This is a genomic window from Streptomyces sp. WMMB 714 (assembly GCF_900090125.1).
GTDB lineage: Bacteria > Actinomycetota > Actinomycetes > Streptomycetales > Streptomycetaceae > Streptomyces > Streptomyces daqingensis.
The window spans coordinates 171,308-191,552 of the sequence record NZ_FMHJ01000001.1 but is presented as its reverse complement, the minus strand read 5'-3'; the positions used below and the strand labels follow the sequence as shown (position 1 = coordinate 191,552).

Sequence of the window (20,245 nt, the reverse complement as noted above, 5' to 3'; positions counted from 1 at the left end):
CGCCGGGAGAGCTTCCCTTTTGCGAGGAATGCCGGATTCGGCGTGCGATCATCGCGCTGTGCTGTCGCTGATCCTCCTCCACTTCGCCGGGGCGTGCTGTGCGCCGCTGCTCGTGCGGTGGCTGGGGTCGCGCGCGTTCTTCGTCCTGGCCCTCGTTCCGGCCGCGGCGGCAGGCTGGGCGTTCGCGCACTACGCGGAGGTCGCGGACGGCGGCGTACTCGTGCAGCGATGGCGGTGGATGGAGGAGCTGGGGGTCGAACTCGCCTTCCGCTGCGATGCGCTGGCGCTGCTCATGGTGCTCGTCGTCGGGGCCGTCGGGGCGCTCGTACTGGTCTACTGCGCCGGCTACTTCAGCTGGGCGGAGTTCGGGCTGGGACAGTTCGCCGGGACGCTCACGGCGTTCGCGGGGGCGATGCTCGGCCTGGTGCTCGCCGACGACCTGATCGTGCTCTACGTCCTGTGGGAGCTGACGACGGTCTTCTCCTTCCTGCTGATCGGCCACGTCCCCGAGCGCCGCCCCAACCGGCTCGCCGCGCTGCAGTCGCTGATGGTCACCACCCTCGGCGGTCTTGCGATGCTTCTGGGGTTCCTGATCCTGGGCAGGGAAGCGGGCACGTTCAGCGTCTCCGGCCTGCTGGAGCGCCCCCCGGAGGCGTCGGGAAGCGTCGTGGCGGCGCTGCTGCTGGTCCTCGCCGGCGCGCTGTCGAAGTCGGCGGTGTGGCCCTTCACCTTCTGGCTCCCCGGGGCGATGGCCGCACCGACGCCCGTCTCGGCGTACCTGCACGCCGCCGCCATGGTCAAGGCCGGCGTCTACCTGGTGGGAAGGTTCGCCCCGGCGTACGCCGACGCCGCGCCGTGGCGCGTGACCGTCCTGGTCCTCGGGGCGTCGACGATGCTGCTCGGCGGCTGGCGCGCGCTGCGCGAGACCGACCTCAAACGGCTCCTGGCCTACGGGACGGTCAGCCAACTCGGCCTGCTCATGCTCCTGTTCGGCAGGGGGACCCGGGACGCCGCACTGGCCGGGGCCGCACTGCTGCTCGCGCACGCCCTGTTCAAGGCGCCGCTCTTCCTCGTCGTCGGCATCATCGACCACGCCACCGGCACACGCCACCTCGACCGGCTCTCCGGACTGGGGCGCTCCATGCCCGGAGTGTGCGCGGTCGCCGTGCTCGCGGGGGCGTCCATGGCCGGGATCCCGCCGCTGATCGGCTTCGCCGCGAAGGAGGCCGCCTTCACCTCGCTCCTGGAGGGCGGCGGCGCCGCGCCGTGGCTGAGCGGGGCGGTGGCGGCCGGGTCCGCGCTGACGGCCGCCTACACCCTGCGGTTCCTGTGGGGCGCCTTCGCCACGAAGCCCGCACCGGCCCTTCCCGGCGCCGAGGAGAAGGCGGGCGTGGCGAAGCAGGCCTCGCCCATCGCCACGCCGCTGCGCGGTGCGAGCGGACCGTTCCTCCTCCTGCCGCCCGCGCTGTGCTCCCTCGCGGGACTCGTCCTCGGCCCAGGGGTCTCCCTGCTGGACCGGCTGCTCTCCCTGTACGCCGACGAACTCCCCGCGGACGACGGTGAGTTCACCCTCTCCCTGTGGCACGGGTTCGGGGCGGCGCTATGGCTCTCGCTGCTGACCTGGGCCGTCGGCGCGCTGCTCTTCCTCACCATGAACCCCCTCGGGCGGTTCGCGGAACGCATGGCCATCGTGGAAGGGGCGCAGGTCTTCGCCCGGTCCCTGTGGTCCCTGGAGCGCGGGTCCCTGGAGGTCACCGGCGCCGTGCAGCGCGGGTCGCTGCCCGTCTACCTCGGCACCGCCCTCGCCTTCCTGATCGCGGCCCAGAGCACCGCCATGATCGTCGATCCGCCGTGGAGGCACGTGGGGACGATCCGCTGGTACGACTCCGTGCCCCAGCTCGGGGTCGTGCTGATCATCTGCGTGGTCGCCGTGCTGTGCCTGATCTCCCGCCACCGCATGAAGGCCGTCGTGCTGGCGGGGGTCACCGGCTACGGCACCGCCGTGCTGTACGTACTGCACGGCGCCCCGGACGTGGCCCTCACCCAGTTCGCGGTGGAGACGGTCTCCCTCGTGGTGTTCGTGCTGGTGCTCAGGCGCCTTCCGGCCCGCTTCCCCAGCCAGCGGCGCACCAGCACCCCGCGGCGCATCACCCAGGTGGTGACGGGTCTCGCCGCGGGGGGCTTCGCCGCCGTGCTGACGTACGTCGCCGGAGCAGCCCGCGTGGACCCTCCCGCGGGGCCCGGCCTGACAGTGGCCACCGCGGAGCACGGCCTGAAGAACATCGTCCCCAACACCCTTGTCGACCTGCGCTCCTGGGACACCCTGGGGGAGTCCGCGGTCCTCGCGGTCGCCGTCGTCGGTGTCACGAGCCTCGTCTATCTGCGGCGCCGTCCGGGCAGCGCCGTCCCCGCCGAGACCGCCGCGGCCGCGGTCCGGCCCCCCGGCGGGCCGGGCCGCCCCGCCGCCGGGTCGCCCGCGCAGCGCGGCGGAGGGGAGACCGGCCGCAGACGTGCCGGGTCCGTGCTGGGGCCCGAGGGCGTCGCCTATCCGTCGGCGGTCGGCGCCATCCCTCGCCGCACGTGGCTCACCGCCTCCGGCACACTCGACCCGGAGCGGCGCTCCGTGATCTTCGAGGTGGTGGCCCGCCTCGTCTTCCACCCCATCGTGGTGCTCTCGCTCTACCTGCTGTTCTGCGCCGAGAACCTGCCGGGGGGAGGGTTCACCGCCGGACTCGTGGCCGGCCTGGCGCTCGCGGTGCGCTACCTCGCGGGCGGACGGCACGAACTCGCGGCGGCCGCGCCCGTGGACGCCGGTTTCCTGCTGGGTCTCGGCCTGCTGACGATGACGCTCACCGGGCTGGCGGGGCTCATCGCGAAGGGGTCGGTCCTGAAGTCGGCGGTGTACCACGGCAGTCTGCCGGTCATCGGCGACTACCACGCCGCGAGCCCGGTGCTCTTCGACGCTGGCGTCTACCTGCTCGTGCTCGGCGTGGTCCTGGACGTACTGCGGAGTCTGGGCTCCGGCATCGACCGGCGGGTGGAGAGGGACCTGCGGAACGAGTCCCGGAGCGGGCTGCGTACCGGCGGCGGGGAAGCCGCGGGCGGCGGGGAGGGCGGCCCCCGCCCGGCAGGGGAGGGCGGGGCATGAACGAGACGCTGGCACTGGTCGTCGCGGGCGGCGGGCTCGTCGCCGTGGGCACGATCCTGCTGCTGAGCCGGCCGCTCACCCGGATCGTCCTCGGCGCGGTCGTCCTCGGCAACGGCGTCAACCTCCTGCTGCTGGCCACCTCGGGAGCGGCCGGACGCTCGCCGCTGCTCTACCCCGGCATCGAACCGAGCAGGATGGCGGACCCGTTGCCGCAGGCGTTCGTCCTCACGGCCATCGTCATCAGCCTGGCGCTGACGGCGTTCCTCTCCACGGTCGCCTACCGGGCGTGGCAGCTGTCCGGAACCGACGACGTCCAGGACGACGTGGAGGACCTCCGCGTCGCGCAGCGTGCCGACTACGCGGAGGAGCGGGAGCGTCTGCGCACGGTCTACCGCGCTCAGCGCGCCAGGAGCCGCGAGGAGGCCCGCGCCGCCGAAGTGCCGCCGGGCGGCGGTCTCCTCCAGCACCTGCGGCGCGACCGCGCCCAGTACCGGGAGGCGCGCCGCAGAGCGCGCGCCGAGTTGCGCGCCGACCGGGTACGCGGCGCGCAGGCCGAGGCGGGCACCGACGAGGACGACGAGTGGGAGACGATCCTGGGGGCCGACCGGTGATCGCCGCGACGGCCGAAGCGGCGTCCACGTCGTCCGCGCTGGTCCCCCTCCCGGTGATCCTCCCGCTGCTCGCCGCCGGACTGAAACTCGCCATCGGCGTACGCCTCCAGCGCACCCAGCGTGTGATCAGCTCCGTCGTGCTCGCCGCCGTCCTCGCGGTCGCGCTGGTGCTGCTCATCGACGCCGACCGCCACGGGCCGCAGGTGATGTACGCCGGGGGCTGGAAGCCGCCCGTCGGCATCGTGCTCGTCGCCGACAGGCTCTCCGCGCTGATGCTGGTGATCTCCTCGGCCGTGACGCTGTGCGTGCTGCTCTACTCCATCGGGCAGGGCATGGCCGACAACGACGAAGCCACTCCGCTGTCCATCTACCACCCCTCCTACCTCGTCCTGGTCGCCGGCGTCTCCGACACCTTTCTCGCCGGCGACCTCTTCAACCTCTACGTCGGCTTCGAGATCATGCTGACCGCCAGCTACGTGCTGCTGACCCTCGGCGGGACCGTCACCCGCATCCGGGCGGGGGCGACGTACGCGATCGTCTCGCTGCTGTCGTCCGTGCTCTTCCTCGCCGCCATCGCCGTCGTCTACGCGGCGACGGGGACCGTCACCATGGCCCAGCTCGCCGGACGGCTCGACCGGCTGCCCGACGGCGTCAGCCTGATGGCGCAGATCTCGCTGCTGACCGTCTTCTGCATCAAGGCCGCGGTCTTTCCGCTCGCCGCCTGGCTGCCCGACTCGTACCCCACCGCTCCCGCTCCGGTCACGGCCGTGTTCGCCGGGCTGCTGACCAAGGTCGGCATCTACGCGATGCTGCGCACCCAGACCCTGCTCTTCCCCGACGGCCGGCTGGACGACGCGCTGCTCGTCCTCGCCCTGCTGTCGCTCGTCGTGGGCATCCTCGGCGCGGTCGCCCAGACCGACCTGAAGCGGCTGCTGTCGTTCACGCTCATCAGCCACATCGGCTTCATGGTCTTCGGTATCGCGCTGGCGTCCCGGCCGGGGTTCGCCGGAGCCGTCTTCTACGTGGCGCACCACATCACCGTCCAGACCACGCTCTTCCTCGTCGTCGGCCTCGTCGAACGCCGGGGCGTGACCACCGACATGCAGCGGCTGGGCGGGATCGCGAAGCTCTCCCCGGTGCTCGGCCTGGTCTTCTTCATCCCGGCCATGAACCTGGCGGGCGTCCCGCCGCTCTCCGGGTTCCTCGGCAAACTGGCGCTTCTGCGCGCGGGCTTCCTGCACGGCGGCGCTCTCGTCACCGTAGTGATCGCGGCCGCCACGGCCACCAGCCTGCTCACGCTGTACGCGCTCGCCAAGGCGTGGAACCTGGCCTTCTGGAGGGCCGCGCCACCGGAGCTGTACGTACTGGGCGTCGTCCTCGACATCGTGGAGAGCGACGAGAGCGACGACACCGAAGAGCGGGAGGGGACCGGCACGGCCGGCGCCGCGGCGGCGGGCGCCTACGGCACGTCCGCTGAACCGGGCAGCGCCCCGGGCGGGCCCGTGGACGTCCAGGTCCTCTCCGGCAGGACCGAGGCCGCCACGTTCGGCGGGCGGGCCATCACCACCGGCGAGCCGCCGGCGACGATGCTCGGGCCGACGATCGCGATGGTCTCCTTCGGCCTGGCCTTCACGGTGCTGGCCGGGCCGCTCACGAGCCTGACCGAACGCGTGGCCGACGAGCTGACGGCCCGCACGCCCTACGTCGAGGCGGTGACCGGCAGATGAGCGAACCCCGGCCCGGCGGCGAAGGCCACACGGGACGTGTGAGCCCGCAGGGCGGCACGAGGCGCCGGCACCGCGGCCGTCTGCGGGCCGCGCAGTGGCCCATGGTGCTCGGCCTGACGCTGATGTGGATGCTGCTGTGGGGGACGCCGACCGCCGCGAACGCCCTCACGGGCGCCCTCGTCGGCGTCGTCGTGTGCGTCGTCTTCCCCCTGCCGCCCATCGAGACCCAGGTACGGCTGCGCCCGGCGGGCATCCTCCGCTTCAGCCTCCGCTTCCTGCTGGACATGGTCGTCTCCAGCTGGCGGCTCAACAGGTACATCCTCGGGCTCCGCCCTCCGCTGTGCGCGGTGCTGGCCGTACGTCTGCGCTGCCCGAGCGACCTGATGCTGACGGCGACGTCCATCGCGGTCTCCGCGGTCCCCGGCAGCAACGTCCTGGACGTGCACCGTGCTTCGGGGACGCTGTTCGTGCATGTGGTGGGTGCGGGCGAGAAGTCCGAGCGGGAGCGGGCGCGTTACGAGGTGCTGCGGCTGGAGGCCCGCGTCGTCGGGGCGTTCGGCACCCGCGCGGACGTCGAGGCCCTCGGGGCGGGCGGACCGGGCAACTTCCGGAAGGGAGGCGGGCCTTGGAGACGCTGATGAGCCTGGTGGTGGGCCTGCTGCTGGCGTCCGGCGTGCTGGTGACGATCCGCCTCGTCCGGGGCCCCTCGATGCTGGACCGCGCTGTCGCCCTCGACGCGCTGGTCGCTGTGGTGATGGCCGGGATCGGCGTGCTGACGGCGGTACGGCAGATCCCCTTCTACCTGCCCGCGCTGCTCGTGCTCTCCTTCCTCGGCTTCACGGGCTCGGTGAGCATCGCCCGCTTCCTCGCGCTGCGGGACGAGGCGGGCACCGACGACGCGGACGAGGGCGAGAGCCCCCACGCCGAAGGACGGAACGAGAACGGACGCCGGCCGGAGCCGGGCGGCGACGAACAGGGGAGTGCCGGATGAAGTGGTCGGACGCCGCCGATGCGGCATCTGCCGTGTGCATGCTGCTCGGTGCGGTGCTGTGCCTGCTGGCCGGCATCGGACTGCTGCGGCTCCCGGACGTGCTGTCGCGCATGCACGCAGGCACCAAGCCCCAGACGTTCGGGCTGCTGCTGGTGCTGCTCGGCGCGGGACTGCGCCTGCGCAGCGGTGCCGACATGGGGACGATCGTCCTCGTCGGTCTGTTCCAGCTCGTGACCGTCCCGGTGGCGGCGCACATGGTGGGCCGGGCCGCCTACCGCTCCGAGAAGCTCGACCGCGAGCGTCTCGTCGTGGACGAGTTCGGACAGGTCTCCAGGAGACTCTGACGCACTTCCGGCGCCCCGTCCGCGGTCCGACGCAACGCTCCCCGGCCCGCCCCGCCCGCACAGCTGATTCGCAGGGAATACGACCGGTTTGTGGAGTTCCCGTGGCGGGTGCGTCTCGGGGCAGTTCGGGCGAATGCCGGAAGAGGGCCTGGGAAGAAGACTCCCGGGATCGCATTCCGTACGACAAGCCGGCGGCCGGCGGGACACCAGTCATGGAGCCCGGGAGCCTCCCCGGTGCCGGTACGAGAGGAGTGGACGACATGCGGGCCAGCAGGCGCACCGCACGCGTCGAGTACACCCTGCCGCGCAAGGCGGTGTCCGCCCGGTGGGCGAGGCGGCTGACGACGGGCTTCCTGAACGGCTCCCGCACGCCCCCCGAGGCCGCGAGGCACGTGGACGAGGCGAACCTCGTCGTCTCCGAGCTCGTCACCAACGCGACACGGCACGGCCGCGGCCGGTGCAGGCTGCGGCTCAGCAGCGCGGACGGCCAGGTGACCGTCGAGGTACGCGACGAGGGCTCCCGGATTCCCAAGGTCCGTCCGCCGGCCGCCGACGGGGAGAGCGGGCGCGGCGTCGCCCTGGTGCAGTGCCTGGCACGGCAGTTGAAGGTGAGCGCCGCGCCGGGCGGAGGCAAGACGGTGTGCGCCGTGCTGGACGCGGCCTGACACGCCCTTTGGCCTCCGGCCGGCGGCGGCCCGGACGCCGCGTCCGACGAGAGCCGGGCCGTAAACTCAGCGGTCTCAGCGGTCTCAGCGGTCTCAGCGGTCGCGCAGCTGCGCGAGATGCCGCGTGAGCGTCTCCACCGGCTGGTACGTCGCACCGAGCAGCGCGACATGCTTCCAGCGCACCGTCCCGTCCGGTCCGATGAGGAAGACCGCACGGCGCAGGCCGATTCCGGGCGCCGCGACCCCGAACGCCCGCGCCACCTCCCGCCCGGTGTCCGCCAGAAGCGGCATGCGCAGCCCGTGCTTCGCGGCGAACGAGGCGTGACTCGCCAGGTCCTGCGGGCTGATGGCCCACACCTCGGCGTCCCACCCCTCGAACTGCTCCAGCCCCGAGGAGTACGAGCAGAGCTGCTTGGTGCACACGGTGGTGTCGTCGCCGGGGTAGAAGGCGAGGACCACCGGCACTCCGCGCCGGGAGGAGAGCGCGTACTCGCCGTGCTCGAACTCTCCGTCCTTCAGGACGCCGCCCGGGAGGGCGAAGTCAGGGGCGGGCTGACCGGTTCGAGGGCTCGCGGCCACAGGGCGGCTCCAGGATCGTCGGTACGGAACGGCAGCCCGGGACAGGGCGCCGTGGCGGTGGTCGGTCTCGCGTGCCCACGACGCCGTGGCGGCCGTGGGGATCGGCGTCGCGCGTCCGGGGCGCCCGCCGGTAGGGACGGTACGGGGCTCACGGCTGCCGTGACCAGTTCTCCCACGCGGAGGCGACGTCCGGGTAGGCGCGGCACCGGGGGTCGGTCTTGAGCGCGGCCGCGGTGGCGGGCTCGGCTCCGACGATGTGGAAGCGCAGCCGTCCGCCGGCGGGAAGCAGCCGCGGCAGTTCGGCGGGGGAGAGGGCGTCCTCACGGCGCACCTGGTTCAAGTCCAGGTAGAACTGCGTCCGTTCGTCCACGATGCGTGCGCACAGGCTGTAGTGCATCGTCCGCAGCGTCGGGACGCACAGGGTGCCGCTGGCCGCCACCCACACGCGCGTTCCCGCAACGGCGAGCACGCGTACCTGAATCGTCGCCGTCCCCATGAGAGCCCTTGTCCGGCCGTACGGGCCGACGCGCGGAGCCGAACTCCCCACGCCCCCCTGCCCGTACAGCCATTCGCCGTCGCGGCCGTGTTGACTGTTACGCACGAGTATCCCGCTGACACCGCTGTCAGGGCAGGTGGACGACGGAGACGGCACGTACCCCGCGCATTTTCTGACCGGAACGGACGTGCTCTGCGCACCGGTTGACCAGCTCGTTCGCCGAGGATCGTTGCCCGTACGTATCAAGTACGCTCGGTGTACGTTCCGGATCACGCTGCGTGTGGTCTCGCGGGTGGAGGAGGTCGAAAGGGTGGCCGGTCAAGAGGAGTTGTTCGCGGCCGTCGACGCGCTGCTGGAGCAGGCGGGCGCCGAGCTGCCCCCTCCCGCCGAACGTGCGCGGCTGCGCCGCGCGGCAGGTCTGAGCCAGCAACAGGTCGCGGCGGCCCTGCAGTTGAAGCGCAGGGAGACCGTCGCCGACTGGGAGAGCGGCCGCAGCGAGCCGCGGCCGCCCCAACGCGCCGCGTACCTGCGGCTCCTGGAGGGGCTGGCCGCCCGCTACCCGGCGCCGGAAGCGGCGGAGCCGACGGCCCCGCCGCCGTCCCAGCCGTCGCGGGCGACCACGAACTCGGCGACGCGCGGCGGTACGTGAGAACGCGCGCGGCCGGAGCCGCCCGTGGCGGTGCCGGGCGTCTCGCTACTCGTCCAGGGTGAGCTGCCGGGGGCGGGCCGCCTCGGCCGGGAGCGCGAACCGGGCGACCAGTTCGGTGAGGCTGCGCACCTTCCCCGCACGGGCCAGTTCCGCCAGCAGCAACTGGAAGAGCCGCGCGGTGGCTTCGACGTCGGGCATGGCCCGGTGCCTCCGGGAGGGACGCGGCAGCGCGGTGTGATCGAGGAGCGCGTCCAGCCCGTACGAGGGCAGGCCGGGAAGCGCGCCCTTCGCCATCCGGATCGTGTCGAGCACGGGCAGGCGCGCAAGGCGCGGACAGGAAGCGCGGTAGCGGTGGACGATGCCCGCCTCCACCGGCGCGCTGTGCGCCACCAGCACCGCCCGGCCGGACGGGAGTTCGTCGTCGAGGCGGCGCAGCACGACCTCTGCGGGCGGCTCTCCGGCGAGCTGCTCGGGACGGATGCCGGTGTGTGCGGTGACGCGCGGGGTGAGCGGTGCGCGGGAGGGCGGCCGCATCAGCGCCTCCCACCGGAATCCGCTCGGCTGCGGCCCGGACCGTTCGCGGTGGCGGAGGCCCAGCGCGGCCACCTCCACGGGTTCGGGCGGGTGGCCGGTGGGAGTGGTGGCTTCGAAGTCGACGACGAGGAAGTGCACTTCGCGGAAGTCGGGGTCGTCAGCGATCGGCGGCGGCACTCCTGGCTCCCCTCATCGGTCGGCAGGCCGGGGCGAGTTGGCGGCCGACGGTGTCCCCCTATGGGACACGATCCGTGCCGCACCGCCCGGCAGGCGCACCAGTCTCGCGCGGTGCCAGTCGCCGAAGTGCGCCGTGCGCAGGCGGTGTACGGCGTCGTCCGGACGGTGCCGACGGCAGTGGAAGCCGAGTCACCGGCCCGGTCGGCCGGGAGCCGTCACCAGGGGTCGTAGACGTGGACGAGATACCCGTAGCGGACGGCCGCGAGCGCCACCATGACGGCAGGCGGCGCGAACCAGAGCCGCCGCAGCCACCCCAGCTTGACGGGCACGATCGTCAGCAGCAGCGCCGGAACCGCGAAGCCCATGGTGAACAGCGCGCCGAGGCCCGCGCCGTCCAGCGCCTCCCGGTCGTGTTCGTCCCGCGGCGACATCCAGAACGCCACGAAGAGCCAGAACGCGGCAGCGAGTTCGGACGCGACCAGCACGAGCGTGCAGAGCACGGACCCGACTCTGCGGCCCCGTCCCGGCCGGGCTTCCTCCCGCACGGTCACCTCAGCGCCCGACCGACCTGTTCGCGGTTCTGCTCGAACCTTTCGGCGTAGCCCTGGGCGTCGCCGCTCTCCCAGTACGGGCCGCCGTTGTAGCGGGCGGCCAGCTCGCGGTACTGGGCGGGTGTCATCTCGTCGGCCGGTACGTCGGCGAAGGAGCTCTGCGCCTTGAGGTCCGCCATGTACTTCGCGGAGATCAGCATGTTCTGGCTGGGGTCCTTCAGCGAGGCCGTCAACTCGTCCCGCTGGTCCTCGGTGAGGTTCGCCGGGTCGTACCCCAGTACCTCGGCGGCACGGCGGACCTGTACGGCCATCGGCCCGAACGAGGTGTTGTCGCGGTCCCCTCCGAGAGGCCCGGGGAGGTTTTCGGGAGTGAGCGGGCTCCACTCCGACTCGGCGGCGTGCCGGGCCCATTCGGTCAAGTCGTCGGCGACGTAGGGCTTTCCGCCGACCTCCATCCAGGCGATGCCCGCCATCATGTCCGGCGGCAGGCCGTACGCCCGCGCCGCTTCCTCGATGGCGTCCTTGTTCGTGGCGATCCACTCCTCCTTGCCGCCGGAGGCGTCGGTCAGCCACATGCTGTCGACGTCGGGTATGCCCTTGCGGTTGTCCCGGAGGTCCTGCAGCAGCGGCGAGACCTTCTCGTCGCCGACCGTGGGCAGGCTCCCCTTCTCCCCGGTGCTGCCGGGCAGGCGCGTCAGCGGGTCGCCCGCGGACTCCGCCTTCTCCGACGACAGTGCCCGGACCCTGGAGAGGAGGTCCGCCGCGTCCTTGTTCGCGGTGCGGAAGTCGGGTATCAGCCCCTTGGCGCGCTTGAGGGCGGCGACGCACTCCGCGCGCGGGCCCCGTTCGGCGCGCAGGGCGGCGCTGAACGCGTCGTCGGCCTGGCCGTAGTAGCGGTCGGCGTCCTCCCTGACGGCGTCGGCGTCCACGCCCAGTTCGGCGAACCAGTCGAGCACGCCGGTCGTGGACCGCAGGTCCTCCCAGCGGCGCATCGGCTCGGCGTCCTGCGCCGTACGCGTGATCGGCGTGGCCTCGCGGGTGATCACCTCCGCGAGGCGGTCCTGTGCGTCGCCGCCCTGCCGGAGCTTCTTCCGGGCCTCCTCGACGGCGTCGGCGTACTTCAGCAGCGCCTTCCACGCGGCCTCGTAGCCGTCCATGAGCCCCTTGGCGAGGCCCCGGACGTCCTTGAGCCGCTCCTCGTAGGAGGCGCGCGCGTCGCTCGTCCACTCCACGGACTGCGCCCGCCCGACGGAGGGTTCGAGGGAGTCCAGCAGGTCGCGCATGCGCTTGTACTCGGCCGCGTTGCGCTCGATCAGCTTCGGATCGCAGTTCTCGAGGAACTCGACGTCGGCGTAGTAGGTCACCGCGATCACTTCCCCTCGGGCGCGACGTACACGGACGAGTCGACGAAGTCCTTCAGCGCGGCGGCGGTGCTGCTCTCCACGGCCGTGTAGTTGTGGCCCGTGGCCTTGAGCAGCGTGGAGAGGGCGGTGAGCAGCGCGGCGAGGTCCTGGCCCTGGTCGTCGGCGAAGCGGGCGAAGTCCAGTACGGCGGCGGACACGTCCTCGTGCGAGCGCGGCACACGAGCCATGGTGCCGACGTCCCCGTCGAGGCTGCCCTGTTCGAGAAGACCGGCGATCTCCAGCAGCAGATGCGCGCTGCCGTCGATCGACTCCGGTACCGCACTGAAGCCCTCACCCATGTGCCAACTCCCCCGTCGGTTCAGGTAGACGGCAAGAGTAGGCAACGCGTGCGGCGGTGGCGACGGCGGGCCCGGGGAGGGGGCGGTGCCCGCCTGGCGCAGGGCCTTCGACGGCCCTCGGTGGCGGACCGCCGTCGGGCTCCAGCGTCAACGCCCAGTATCGGCACGGGAGTTGATGCCGGTCCGCCTCGGCCGCACCATGCCGGTGCCCCGCTCCCGAGGGGACCGGGAGCCGGATCGTGACGACCACGTCCACGCCATGTCACCAGGGGGAGCGGGGGCTTCCGGGAGGCGGGACCGCTCAGAAGCAGGGGCGGACGAAGAAGACGATGTCCAGGTCCACGGTGCCCGTCGAGCCCGCGGGGATCATCCAGCGGGTGGTGCCGGTCCCGTCGTAGAACTTCGCCGTCGTGCCGGCCGCCATGTTGTTCTCGACCGTTCCGGTGCCCTGCCCGTGGAAGTCGAACAGCCCGCACTCGGAGAACTCGTGCAGCACGCTGCCCTCCCACACGCACAGGTGGCCGGCGGCACACGCCGCCCGCTCGGTGGAGGCGGCGTTCGCGGACATCGGCGCGGCCGAGGCGGGCCCGGCCAGCGCCGTTCCGGCGAGCAGCGCCGCAACCGAGGCCGTAACCGCCAGAACCCGTCGCAGTAACTTGGTCACTGTCATCCCTTTTCGTCTCAAGGAGAATGGAGAGGGTGCAACCTGAACGAGGCCGCCCTCGCTCGGCGGGGCGGCCGCGCTCAGTCTCGCAGCGGGGCGGTGCGGGATGAAGTACGCCTCGGTCTCCCGTCAGCGCTCCGTCAGCCGAGCAGTCAGCTCCCGTGCGGGCAGGCGACCGATCCGTACCGCTCGTGTGCGGAGCCGGCGGGGGCGGGAGGGCTGCCTGAGAGCTCAGGAGTCTCCGGCGGTTTGTCTGACTCGTCGGTTTTCACCGGGAATCACCGCTTTCTTGCTGCCACTTGGGCCGCGCCCCGGCAACGCGGGGCGGCGGAGGCGTGACGGGGGGACCGGAACGCTTGCGGGTCCTCGCGCGTCTGTGGAGCAGTGAGGCCGAGCCGGATCCGGGGCGGGCCGGCGGCCGCTGCCGCGGGCCTGCCGCGGCCGTCCCGGTTCGTCCGGCGGCCGCATCCCGCCTGCGACGAGCTTGTGATCGTCTGTGGGGGGCTTGTGCCCGGTGCTTCGCCCTAATTAGCTTTGCGATCAACCCCTGATCTGTGTGGAGGATTTCCGTGTCTGAGAACCATGATGCCGTCGTCGGAGAGGCGAGCACGGAGAGTGGAGGTGGCTGCCCGGTCGCGCACGGTCGCGCTCCTCACCCGACCCAGGGGGGCGGGAACCGCGGCTGGTGGCCGAACCGGCTCAACCTGAAGATCCTCGCCAAGAACACCCCCGTCGCCAACCCGATGAGCGAGGACTTCGACTACGCGAAGGCGTTCAAGAGCCTCGACCTGCCCGCCGTGAAGCGGGACATCGCGGAGCTGCTCACCGACTCCAAGGACTGGTGGCCCGCCGACTTCGGCCACTACGGCCCGTTCATGATCCGTATGGCCTGGCACAGCGCGGGCACCTACCGCATCAGCGACGGCCGCGGTGGCGCGGGCGCCGGGCAGCAGCGGTTCGCGCCGCTGAACAGCTGGCCGGACAACGGGAACCTGGACAAGGCCCGCCGGCTGCTGTGGCCCGTGAAGAAGAAGTACGGCCAGCAGCTCTCCTGGGCGGACCTGATGATCCTCGCCGGGAACGTCGCCCTGGAGTCGATGGGCCTGAAGACGTTCGGCTTCGCCGGCGGCCGCGAGGACGTCTGGGAGCCCGACGAGGACGTCTACTGGGGCCCCGAGTCCACGTGGCTCGGCGACGAGCGCTACAGCGGCAACCGTGAGCTGGAGGCTCCCCTCGCCGCTGTCCAGATGGGCCTCATCTACGTCAACCCGGAGGGCCCCAACGGCAATCCCGACCCGATCGCCGCGGCCCGCGACATCCGTGAGACGTTCCGCCGCATGGCGATGAACGACGAGGAGACCGTCGCGCTGATCGCCGGCGGCCACACCTTCGGCAAGACCCACGGCGCCGCCCCCGACAGCCACCTCGGCCCCGAGCCCGAGGCCGCCCCGCTGGAGTTGCAGGGCCTGGGCTGGAAGGGCTCGCACGGCACCGGCAGCGCCGGTGACGCGATCACCAGCGGTCTCGAGGGCATCTGGACCAACACGCCGATCACGTGGGACAACAGCTTCTTCGAGATCCTCTTCGGCTACGAGTGGGAGCTGACGACGAGCCCCGCCGGTGCCAACCAGTGGCAGCCGAAGAACGGCGCGGGAGCGGGAACCGTCCCGGACGCCCACGACTCGTCGAAGAGCCACGCCCCGACGATGCTCACGACCGACCTCGCTCTGCGCATGGACCCGGTCTACGAGCCGATCTCGCGCCGCTTCCTCGAGAACCCCGACGAGTTCGCGGACGCGTTCGCCCGTGCGTGGTTCAAGCTGACCCACCGCGACATGGGGCCGATCAACCGCTACCTGGGCCCCGAGGTGCCGAGCGAGACGTTGATCTGGCAGGACCCCCTCCCCGCCGTGGACCACGAACTCGTCGGCCCGGCGGACGTGACCGCGCTCAAGGAGCGCATCCTCGCCTCCGGACTGTCGGTCGCCGAACTGGTCTCCACCGCCTGGGCCGCGGCCTCCTCGTTCCGTGGCAGCGACATGCGGGGCGGCGCCAACGGCGCACGCATCCGCCTGGAGCCGCAGAACCGCTGGGAGGCCAACAACCCCGACCAGCTCGCATCGGTCCTGGCGAAGCTGGAGGCCGTGCAGGAGGCATTCAACTCCTCCCAGAGCGGCGGCAAGCGGGTGTCGCTCGCCGACGTCGTCGTGCTGGGTGGCTGCGCCGGCGTCGAGAAGGCCGCCAAGGAGGCCGGCTACGACGTCGAGGTGCCCTTCACGCCCGGACGCACGGACGCTTCTGCCGAGCAGACGGACGTCGAGTCCTTCGAAGCGCTCGAACCGACCGCGGAGGGCTTCCGCAACTACCTGGGCAAGGGCAACCGGCTCCCGGCCGAGTACCTGCTCATAGACAGGGCGAACCTGCTCACCCTGAGCGCGCCCGAGATGACGGTGCTCGTCGGCGGCCTGCGCGTCCTCGGCGCGAACTACGACAAGTCGTCGCTCGGCGTGCTGACGGAGACGCCCGGCAGGCTGACCAACGACTTCTTCGTCAACCTGCTCGACATGGGCACGCAGTGGGCGCCGACGTCCGAGACGGCGGAGACCTACGAGGGCCGTGACACCGCCACCGGCGAGGTCAAGTGGACCGGGAGCCGCGTCGACCTGCTCTTCGGCTCGAACTCCGAACTCCGCGCGCTCGCCGAGGTCTACGCGTGCGACGACGCGGGCGGGAAGTTCGTCCAGGACTTCGTCGCCGCCTGGGACAAGGTCATGAACCTCGACCGGTTCGACCTGGCCTGACGCACGGAGCGTCCGGGGCCGGCCCCGGACGCTCCTGGACGGCTCCGGCCGCACAGTCCGACGTCGCCCCCGGCGGCCCGAGAGGCGCCGCCGGGGGCGACGCCGTTCTCCGGCACCGCCGGCCTCACGCCTCGGTGCGCCGGTCCGTCGACGCGAGCCGGGCGGTGGGGAGTTGTCCCGCGCCGGTTCGCCGGGTCGCCGGTTTGCTCGCGCCGACGCCGGACGCTTTGACGCCCGGGGATCGGGATCCGGACCCAGACCCGGACCCGGATCCCGATCCGGAACGCGGCCGTCGAGTCGTCTGCGCCGCGGCGGGCATCGCCTTCAACGCCGCGGGCGGCGCGTATCTCAAGGCGCTCCTGCCGCCGCAGGACCTGCTCACCGCCAACGGACGGTTCGAGGCCACGAGTTGGAGCGCGACGATGCTGGGGCCGCCCCTCGGCGGCGCGGCGGTCGGATGGTTCGGCCCCGTGGTGACCGTGACAGCCGACGCCGTCAGCCACCTGCTCTCGGGCTCGCCGGTGACCGAGCCGGGCAGGCACCGCGTCACCGGGAAGTCCGCCGTCAGCAGCGGCCCGGGTCAGGCGGCACCGCGCTCGCTGGACGCGGCGGCCGGACGGTGGGCCATCGCCCACCGGATCGTGGACGTCAGCCCGGACCCGGCCCAGCGCACACCCGTCCTCTCCAGCACCGGCAGACGGGGCAGGTGCAGAGGCTCCCGGGCCCACGGGGGCAGCAGGGCGACGGCGTTGGCGGCGAGCACGGCGTAGGGCAGGCGCGCCGCTAGGGGCAGCGGCGGGCGCAGCAGCAGGAACCGGGCGGCGTCGGCGGCCTCCGGCGTGGCACGCAGCTCGGGCCGGTACGCGGCGATCCGCTCGGCCAGCTCCCGGCGGTCGCGCGGCGGATCGAGGACGCCCAGCGCGCTGCCGACGCGTGCGGTGTCGGCCACGTAGCCGTCGTACCCGGCAGGCGTCAGCGGCTCCGCCCCGTAGCGCTGGTGGGCCCGCATGAAGCTGTCGACCTCGGCGACGTGCACCCAGGCGAGCAGATGCGGGTCGGCGGCATGGTACGCCTCACCTGCTGCCGTACGCCCCCGCACGCGTTGGTGCACGCCCCTGACGTGATCGACGGCGCGCTGGGCGTCGTCCGCGGCGCCGTACGTCGTCATCGCCAGGAAGGTGCTGGTCCGCTGGAGCCGGCCCCACGGGTCGCCCTTGTATCCCGAGTGCGCGGCGACCGCGCTCATGGCCAGCGGATGGAGCGACTGGAGCAGGAGGGCGCTCAGCCCTCCGATGAACATCGAGGCGTCACCGTGCACCGTGCGGACAGGCCGGTCCTCGCCGAACCACCGGGGTCCGGGCGTCCCGTGGATCCTGGACCGGTTCTCGATCCCGGCCGGGCCCGCGACCCGCTCGAACAGACTGCTGCCCAGGCGCTCCCGCGCCGTCGCCACTCCTGGTATCCGCCACCCCATCCCTCCATTGTCCGCGCCTCGGTGCCGTACGGACGGGGCATACGCCGGGCGGCCCGGTCCTCCGCAGGCGCATGCCCGCGCCCCGGCCGGGCGTAGGGCGCCCCGGCGACGGCCGGGCCACGTTCCGGGCGGGAGGCGAGAAGCATCCTTCGATAGACTTGACCAGGTGAAACGCGCACGTCGCGGGGGCTTCCGGGGGGCCTTGACGAGGGGTGCCCCCACATCCGCCACCGCCGCGCCGGACAGCCGCATGGCCAGGCCGCCCGCCCGCGGCAGCCTCCCCGTACCCGGCGGCCGTCGCCGCCCGCCCCTTCCAGACGCGGCCCCCCGCTCCCCGTCCCGCCGTGATGCCGCACCCGTGCGGTGCCGGAGCCGCCGCGGCAGGCGTCCCTCCCGCACCGGGGACACGCGATGAGACTCGGCGACCTCGCGGCACCCCTCCTGCGCCCGGCGGGCCCACCGGCCGGCGGGGCGCGGCCGGTCGAGCGCGTCGAGCTGGCCGAGTGCGCGGAGACGGTACGGGCCGCCGGCGGTGACGTGCTGCTGGTGGCCCCTGCGGCGCAGTGGCTGCCGGACGCGGTGGAGGCCGCGGCGGACGGTTTCGCGGGGCTCGTCGTGGTCGGCGACGGAGAGGCGGCCGAGCGCAGCGTCGAGGCGGCAGCGGTGCCGGTGCTCCTCCCGCGGCCGGAAGCCGGTGGCACGGCCCGGGACGTGTGGGGCCGCCTGCTGGAGCGGCTCGCCGCCGCCCACGCCGCCGAGGCCCGGGAGGCGCGGCGGCGGTCGCAGCAGACCGGTGACCTGATGTCCCTCCTCCAGCGGATGCTGGAGGACCCCGGCGGCGTGGACGCGCTCGCGGGCTGGTGCGCGCGGCGCCTGTCGGCGCGGGTCAGGCTGCTGCGGCCGGGAGCGGACGCGAGCATCGACGACGAGGGAGCACGCCGGGCGGTGCGCGAGCTCGTGGCGGGCGCCTCGGGCGGGCCGTCGCGGATGCGGGTCGCCGGCGAGGACGCCCTCGCCTTCCGGATCGGGGCCCGGGCACCGCACGCCGTGCTGCTCGCCTACCGGGCCCGGCCGTGGGAACCGGAGGAGCTGCAGCTTCTGGAACAGGCGGCCGGGGCCGCGGGCGCCGCCCTGTGGGGCGAGGACGTCCGCGAACGGGAGCGGCGGTCCGTGGCCGCCGCGGAGGCGGCGCGGTCCGTGGGGATGCAGTACCTGATGGCGGGCGACCTCCCCAGCGCCGAGCCGCTGCTGGACGCGGCGGTGCCCGCCCTGGTCGCGGCGGGCACCGGCCGCATCGCGCTCCTGGAGGCCGCGGAGGGCGAGGACCGCCGGAGCCTGGCGGCGGACGTCGAGCGGACGCTGGCCGGGCAGGCCGTCGCCGTGCCGTCACCGGGGGACGAGCGGCAGGTCGTCGCCCTCCACACCGGCAACGGCCCGCTGGAGGAGTGGCTGCTGCCGCTCGTCGACCGCACGCCGCGCCGGGCCGCCGGGGTCTGCCGCACCACGCCGTGGCTCCGGGCGGCGGCCGGCTACCAGGAGGCGGCCGCCGCGCTCGCCCTCGCCCGGGACGGGCCGCCGCGGCTGCGGGTCCACGACGGGAGAGCACCCCTGGAGGAGCGGCTGGGACTGGACGCGCGCATCTGGGCGGCGCTGGTGATGCAGCCGTTGCGGGACCTGCCCGACCAGGAGCGGGAGGACCTGCTGCACCTCGCCGGGGAGACGCTGTGGTGGGGGCCCACCGAGGCCGCGCGGCTCGTCGGCTGGCACCGGCAGACCCTCGCACAGCGGCTGGACCGCCTCGCCGCGCTCACGGGCCTGGACCCGCGGCAGCGCTGGCAGCAGAGCGCGCTGTATCTCGCGGTGCGCCTGGCCGCCCTGCCGCCCCCGCCGGTGCTCGACCGCACTGTCACCCTCCGCCAGGTCCTGGACCACCCGGGGGCCCGCGCCTGGGCGGACGAACGCCTGGACGGCCTGACGCCGGGCCTCCGGGAGACGCTCGCCGCCTGGGTCGCCGCCGACATGGACAAGGACGCGGCAGCCGCCGCGCTGGGCATCACTCCCCGCGCCGCGTACCGGCGGCTGGGCCGGGCGGTCACCGCGACGCAGCAGGAGCTGACGCGGTACCCGGGGCCCGCGTCCGAGACGGCGCTGGCGCTCTGCATCACCGGAGACGTCATGATGGGAGATGTCCCGGCGATGGAGGACCGGCATGTGAGCGGGCCGGCCGGGGGAGGGGAGCGCACGGTGGACGTATCCGAGGTGGACACCGGCCGACCGCATGTCGCCCGGGTCTACGACTACCTCCTCGGCGGGAACTGCAACTGGCCCGCCGACCGGGAGGCCGCCGAGCGGATCCTCGCGATCAACCCGCACACCACCACGGCGGTACGGGAGAACCGGCTCTTCATGCAGCGGTCCATCCGCACCCTCACCGCCGAGATGGGCATCCGCCAGTTCCTCGACCTGGGGTCGGGCATCCCCACCTCCCCGAATCTCCACGAGATCGCGCAGGGGGCCGCGCCCGGCGCCCGCGTCGTCTACGTCGACCACGACCCGATCGTCCTCGCCCACGCCGCGGCCCTGCTGCGCAGCACCGCCCGTGGCCGGACCGCGTACATCGAGGCCGACGTCCTCGACACGCGCGCTCTGTTCTCCTCGCCCGGGCTGCGCGACGTCCTCGACCTGGACGAGCCCGTCGCCGTCAGCGTCAACGCCCTCGTCCACTTCCTGGACGACGACGAGGCCGGAAAGCTCATCCGCGACGTGCGGCGGTTCGTCGCCCCCGGCAGCTACGTCACCCTCACCTCGATGACCGCCGACTACGCCTGGAACCTCATCGGCAGCGTGCAGGCGTACTACAGCTCCACGGTCAGTCCGCTGGTCATCCGCACGCACGAGGAGATCGAGGCGCTGTTCGCGGGCATGGAGCTGCTGGACCCCGGGGTCGTCTCCCTCCCGGACTGGCGTCCGCTGCCCGGCGCGGGCGTGCCGCCGCCGGCCGACGAGGTCAACTGCTACGGGGGCGTCGCCCGCGTGAAGTAGCGGCTCGCAGCGCGCTCCGCCCCGGGCCGGCCCGGATATCGACCGGTGTACCGGCCCCGGATCGACCGATCCTCCCTTCTGCGGCCTCCG

At 73.2% G+C, this 20,245-nt stretch carries 17 protein-coding genes and 2 pseudogenes; 11 read left to right on the top strand and 8 right to left on the bottom strand.

The window, feature by feature from the left end; translation table 11 throughout:
* Positions 1 to 58: 58 nt before the first annotated feature.
* The 7 genes from H181DRAFT_RS00650 to H181DRAFT_RS00620 all read left to right on the top strand — a co-directional run bounded on the left by H181DRAFT_RS00650 (position 59) and on the right by H181DRAFT_RS00620 (position 7,486).
* On the top strand, positions 59 to 3,148 hold the full coding sequence (locus tag H181DRAFT_RS00650) for a Na+/H+ antiporter subunit A (protein WP_074467653.1): 3,090 nt from the start codon (positions 59 to 61) through the stop codon (positions 3,146 to 3,148).
* On the top strand, positions 3,145 to 3,759 hold the full coding sequence (locus H181DRAFT_RS00645; protein WP_045862157.1) for a Na(+)/H(+) antiporter subunit C: 615 nt from the start codon (positions 3,145 to 3,147) through the stop codon (positions 3,757 to 3,759). The genes H181DRAFT_RS00650 and H181DRAFT_RS00645 overlap by 4 nt, the downstream gene beginning before the upstream one ends.
* Positions 3,756 to 5,486 carry a Na+/H+ antiporter subunit D gene (locus H181DRAFT_RS00640; protein WP_045862156.1) on the top strand — a complete coding sequence of 577 codons (1,731 nt, stop codon included), beginning with the start codon at positions 3,756 to 3,758 and terminating at the stop codon, positions 5,484 to 5,486. Before H181DRAFT_RS00645 ends, H181DRAFT_RS00640 begins: the two co-directional genes overlap by 4 nt.
* Positions 5,483 to 6,124, top strand: coding sequence for a Na+/H+ antiporter subunit E (locus H181DRAFT_RS00635; protein ID WP_074467652.1), 642 nt, complete (start codon positions 5,483 to 5,485; stop codon positions 6,122 to 6,124). Before H181DRAFT_RS00640 ends, H181DRAFT_RS00635 begins: the two co-directional genes overlap by 4 nt.
* Positions 6,112 to 6,477, top strand: a complete 366-nt coding sequence (locus H181DRAFT_RS00630; RefSeq protein ID WP_254666654.1) for an MrpF/PhaF family protein — start codon at positions 6,112 to 6,114, stop codon at positions 6,475 to 6,477. The genes H181DRAFT_RS00635 and H181DRAFT_RS00630 overlap by 13 nt, the downstream gene beginning before the upstream one ends.
* Positions 6,474 to 6,821: a monovalent cation/H(+) antiporter subunit G gene (gene mnhG / locus H181DRAFT_RS00625; RefSeq protein WP_045862155.1), complete on the top strand. Its 348-nt coding sequence runs from the start codon at positions 6,474 to 6,476 to the stop codon at positions 6,819 to 6,821. The genes H181DRAFT_RS00630 and mnhG overlap by 4 nt, the downstream gene beginning before the upstream one ends.
* 260 nt (positions 6,822 to 7,081) lie before the next feature.
* Positions 7,082 to 7,486, top strand: coding sequence for an ATP-binding protein (locus H181DRAFT_RS00620; protein WP_045862154.1), 405 nt, complete (start codon positions 7,082 to 7,084; stop codon positions 7,484 to 7,486).
* 93 nt (positions 7,487 to 7,579) lie between these two features.
* Here H181DRAFT_RS00620 and H181DRAFT_RS00615 read toward each other — a convergent pair whose 3' ends face one another.
* Both H181DRAFT_RS00615 and H181DRAFT_RS00610 read right to left on the bottom strand, forming a co-directional pair.
* A complete protein-coding gene (locus tag H181DRAFT_RS00615) occupies positions 7,580 to 8,065 on the bottom strand; it encodes a peroxiredoxin (protein ID WP_045862153.1) in 486 nt (161 codons plus the stop codon).
* 148 nt (positions 8,066 to 8,213) lie between these two features.
* Positions 8,214 to 8,666: a hypothetical protein gene (locus H181DRAFT_RS00610; RefSeq protein WP_139131652.1), complete on the bottom strand. Its 453-nt coding sequence runs from the start codon at positions 8,664 to 8,666 to the stop codon at positions 8,214 to 8,216.
* 205 nt (positions 8,667 to 8,871) lie between these two features.
* On the opposite strand from H181DRAFT_RS00610, the pseudogene H181DRAFT_RS00605 reads away from it, so the two are divergent.
* Positions 8,872 to 9,138: pseudogene (locus tag H181DRAFT_RS00605) on the top strand (helix-turn-helix domain-containing protein); the annotation flags it as partial.
* Positions 9,139 to 9,255: 117 nt separating this feature from the next.
* Here H181DRAFT_RS00605 and H181DRAFT_RS00600 read toward each other — a convergent pair.
* From H181DRAFT_RS00600 to H181DRAFT_RS00580, 5 genes are all read right to left on the bottom strand, one after another.
* Complete coding sequence (locus H181DRAFT_RS00600) at positions 9,256 to 9,921, bottom strand: 3'-5' exonuclease (RefSeq protein WP_052708391.1); 666 nt, start codon at positions 9,919 to 9,921, stop codon at positions 9,256 to 9,258.
* A 215-nt stretch (positions 9,922 to 10,136) separates the two neighbouring features.
* Positions 10,137 to 10,421 carry a hypothetical protein gene (locus H181DRAFT_RS00595; RefSeq protein ID WP_139131651.1) on the bottom strand — a complete coding sequence of 95 codons (285 nt, stop codon included), beginning with the start codon at positions 10,419 to 10,421 and terminating at the stop codon, positions 10,137 to 10,139.
* 47 nt (positions 10,422 to 10,468) lie between these two features.
* A complete protein-coding gene (locus tag H181DRAFT_RS00590; protein WP_045862509.1) occupies positions 10,469 to 11,836 on the bottom strand; it encodes a hypothetical protein in 1,368 nt (455 codons plus the stop codon).
* Between the two features lie 5 nt (positions 11,837 to 11,841).
* A complete protein-coding gene (locus H181DRAFT_RS00585) occupies positions 11,842 to 12,174 on the bottom strand; it encodes a hypothetical protein (RefSeq protein WP_045862150.1) in 333 nt (110 codons plus the stop codon).
* Positions 12,175 to 12,475: 301 nt separating this feature from the next.
* Complete coding sequence (locus tag H181DRAFT_RS00580; protein ID WP_139131650.1) at positions 12,476 to 12,838, bottom strand: hypothetical protein; 363 nt, start codon at positions 12,836 to 12,838, stop codon at positions 12,476 to 12,478.
* A gap of 569 nt (positions 12,839 to 13,407) precedes the next feature.
* Between H181DRAFT_RS00580 and katG the strand changes: the two genes are divergently transcribed.
* Together katG and H181DRAFT_RS29705 are read left to right on the top strand one after the other, a co-directional pair.
* A complete protein-coding gene (katG, locus tag H181DRAFT_RS00575; protein WP_045862149.1) occupies positions 13,408 to 15,639 on the top strand; it encodes a catalase/peroxidase HPI in 2,232 nt (743 codons plus the stop codon).
* A gap of 296 nt (positions 15,640 to 15,935) precedes the next feature.
* Positions 15,936 to 16,151 (top strand): annotated as a pseudogene (locus tag H181DRAFT_RS29705) (MFS transporter); the annotation flags it as partial.
* Positions 16,152 to 16,219: 68 nt separating this feature from the next.
* Here H181DRAFT_RS29705 and H181DRAFT_RS00565 read toward each other — a convergent pair.
* Positions 16,220 to 17,113: an oxygenase MpaB family protein gene (locus H181DRAFT_RS00565; RefSeq protein ID WP_045862148.1), complete on the bottom strand. Its 894-nt coding sequence runs from the start codon at positions 17,111 to 17,113 to the stop codon at positions 16,220 to 16,222.
* 411 nt (positions 17,114 to 17,524) lie between these two features.
* On the opposite strand from H181DRAFT_RS00565, the gene H181DRAFT_RS28210 reads away from it, so the two are divergent.
* Positions 17,525 to 20,155: an SAM-dependent methyltransferase gene (locus H181DRAFT_RS28210; protein WP_078895393.1), complete on the top strand. Its 2,631-nt coding sequence runs from the start codon at positions 17,525 to 17,527 to the stop codon at positions 20,153 to 20,155.
* Positions 20,156 to 20,245 lie beyond the last annotated feature (90 nt).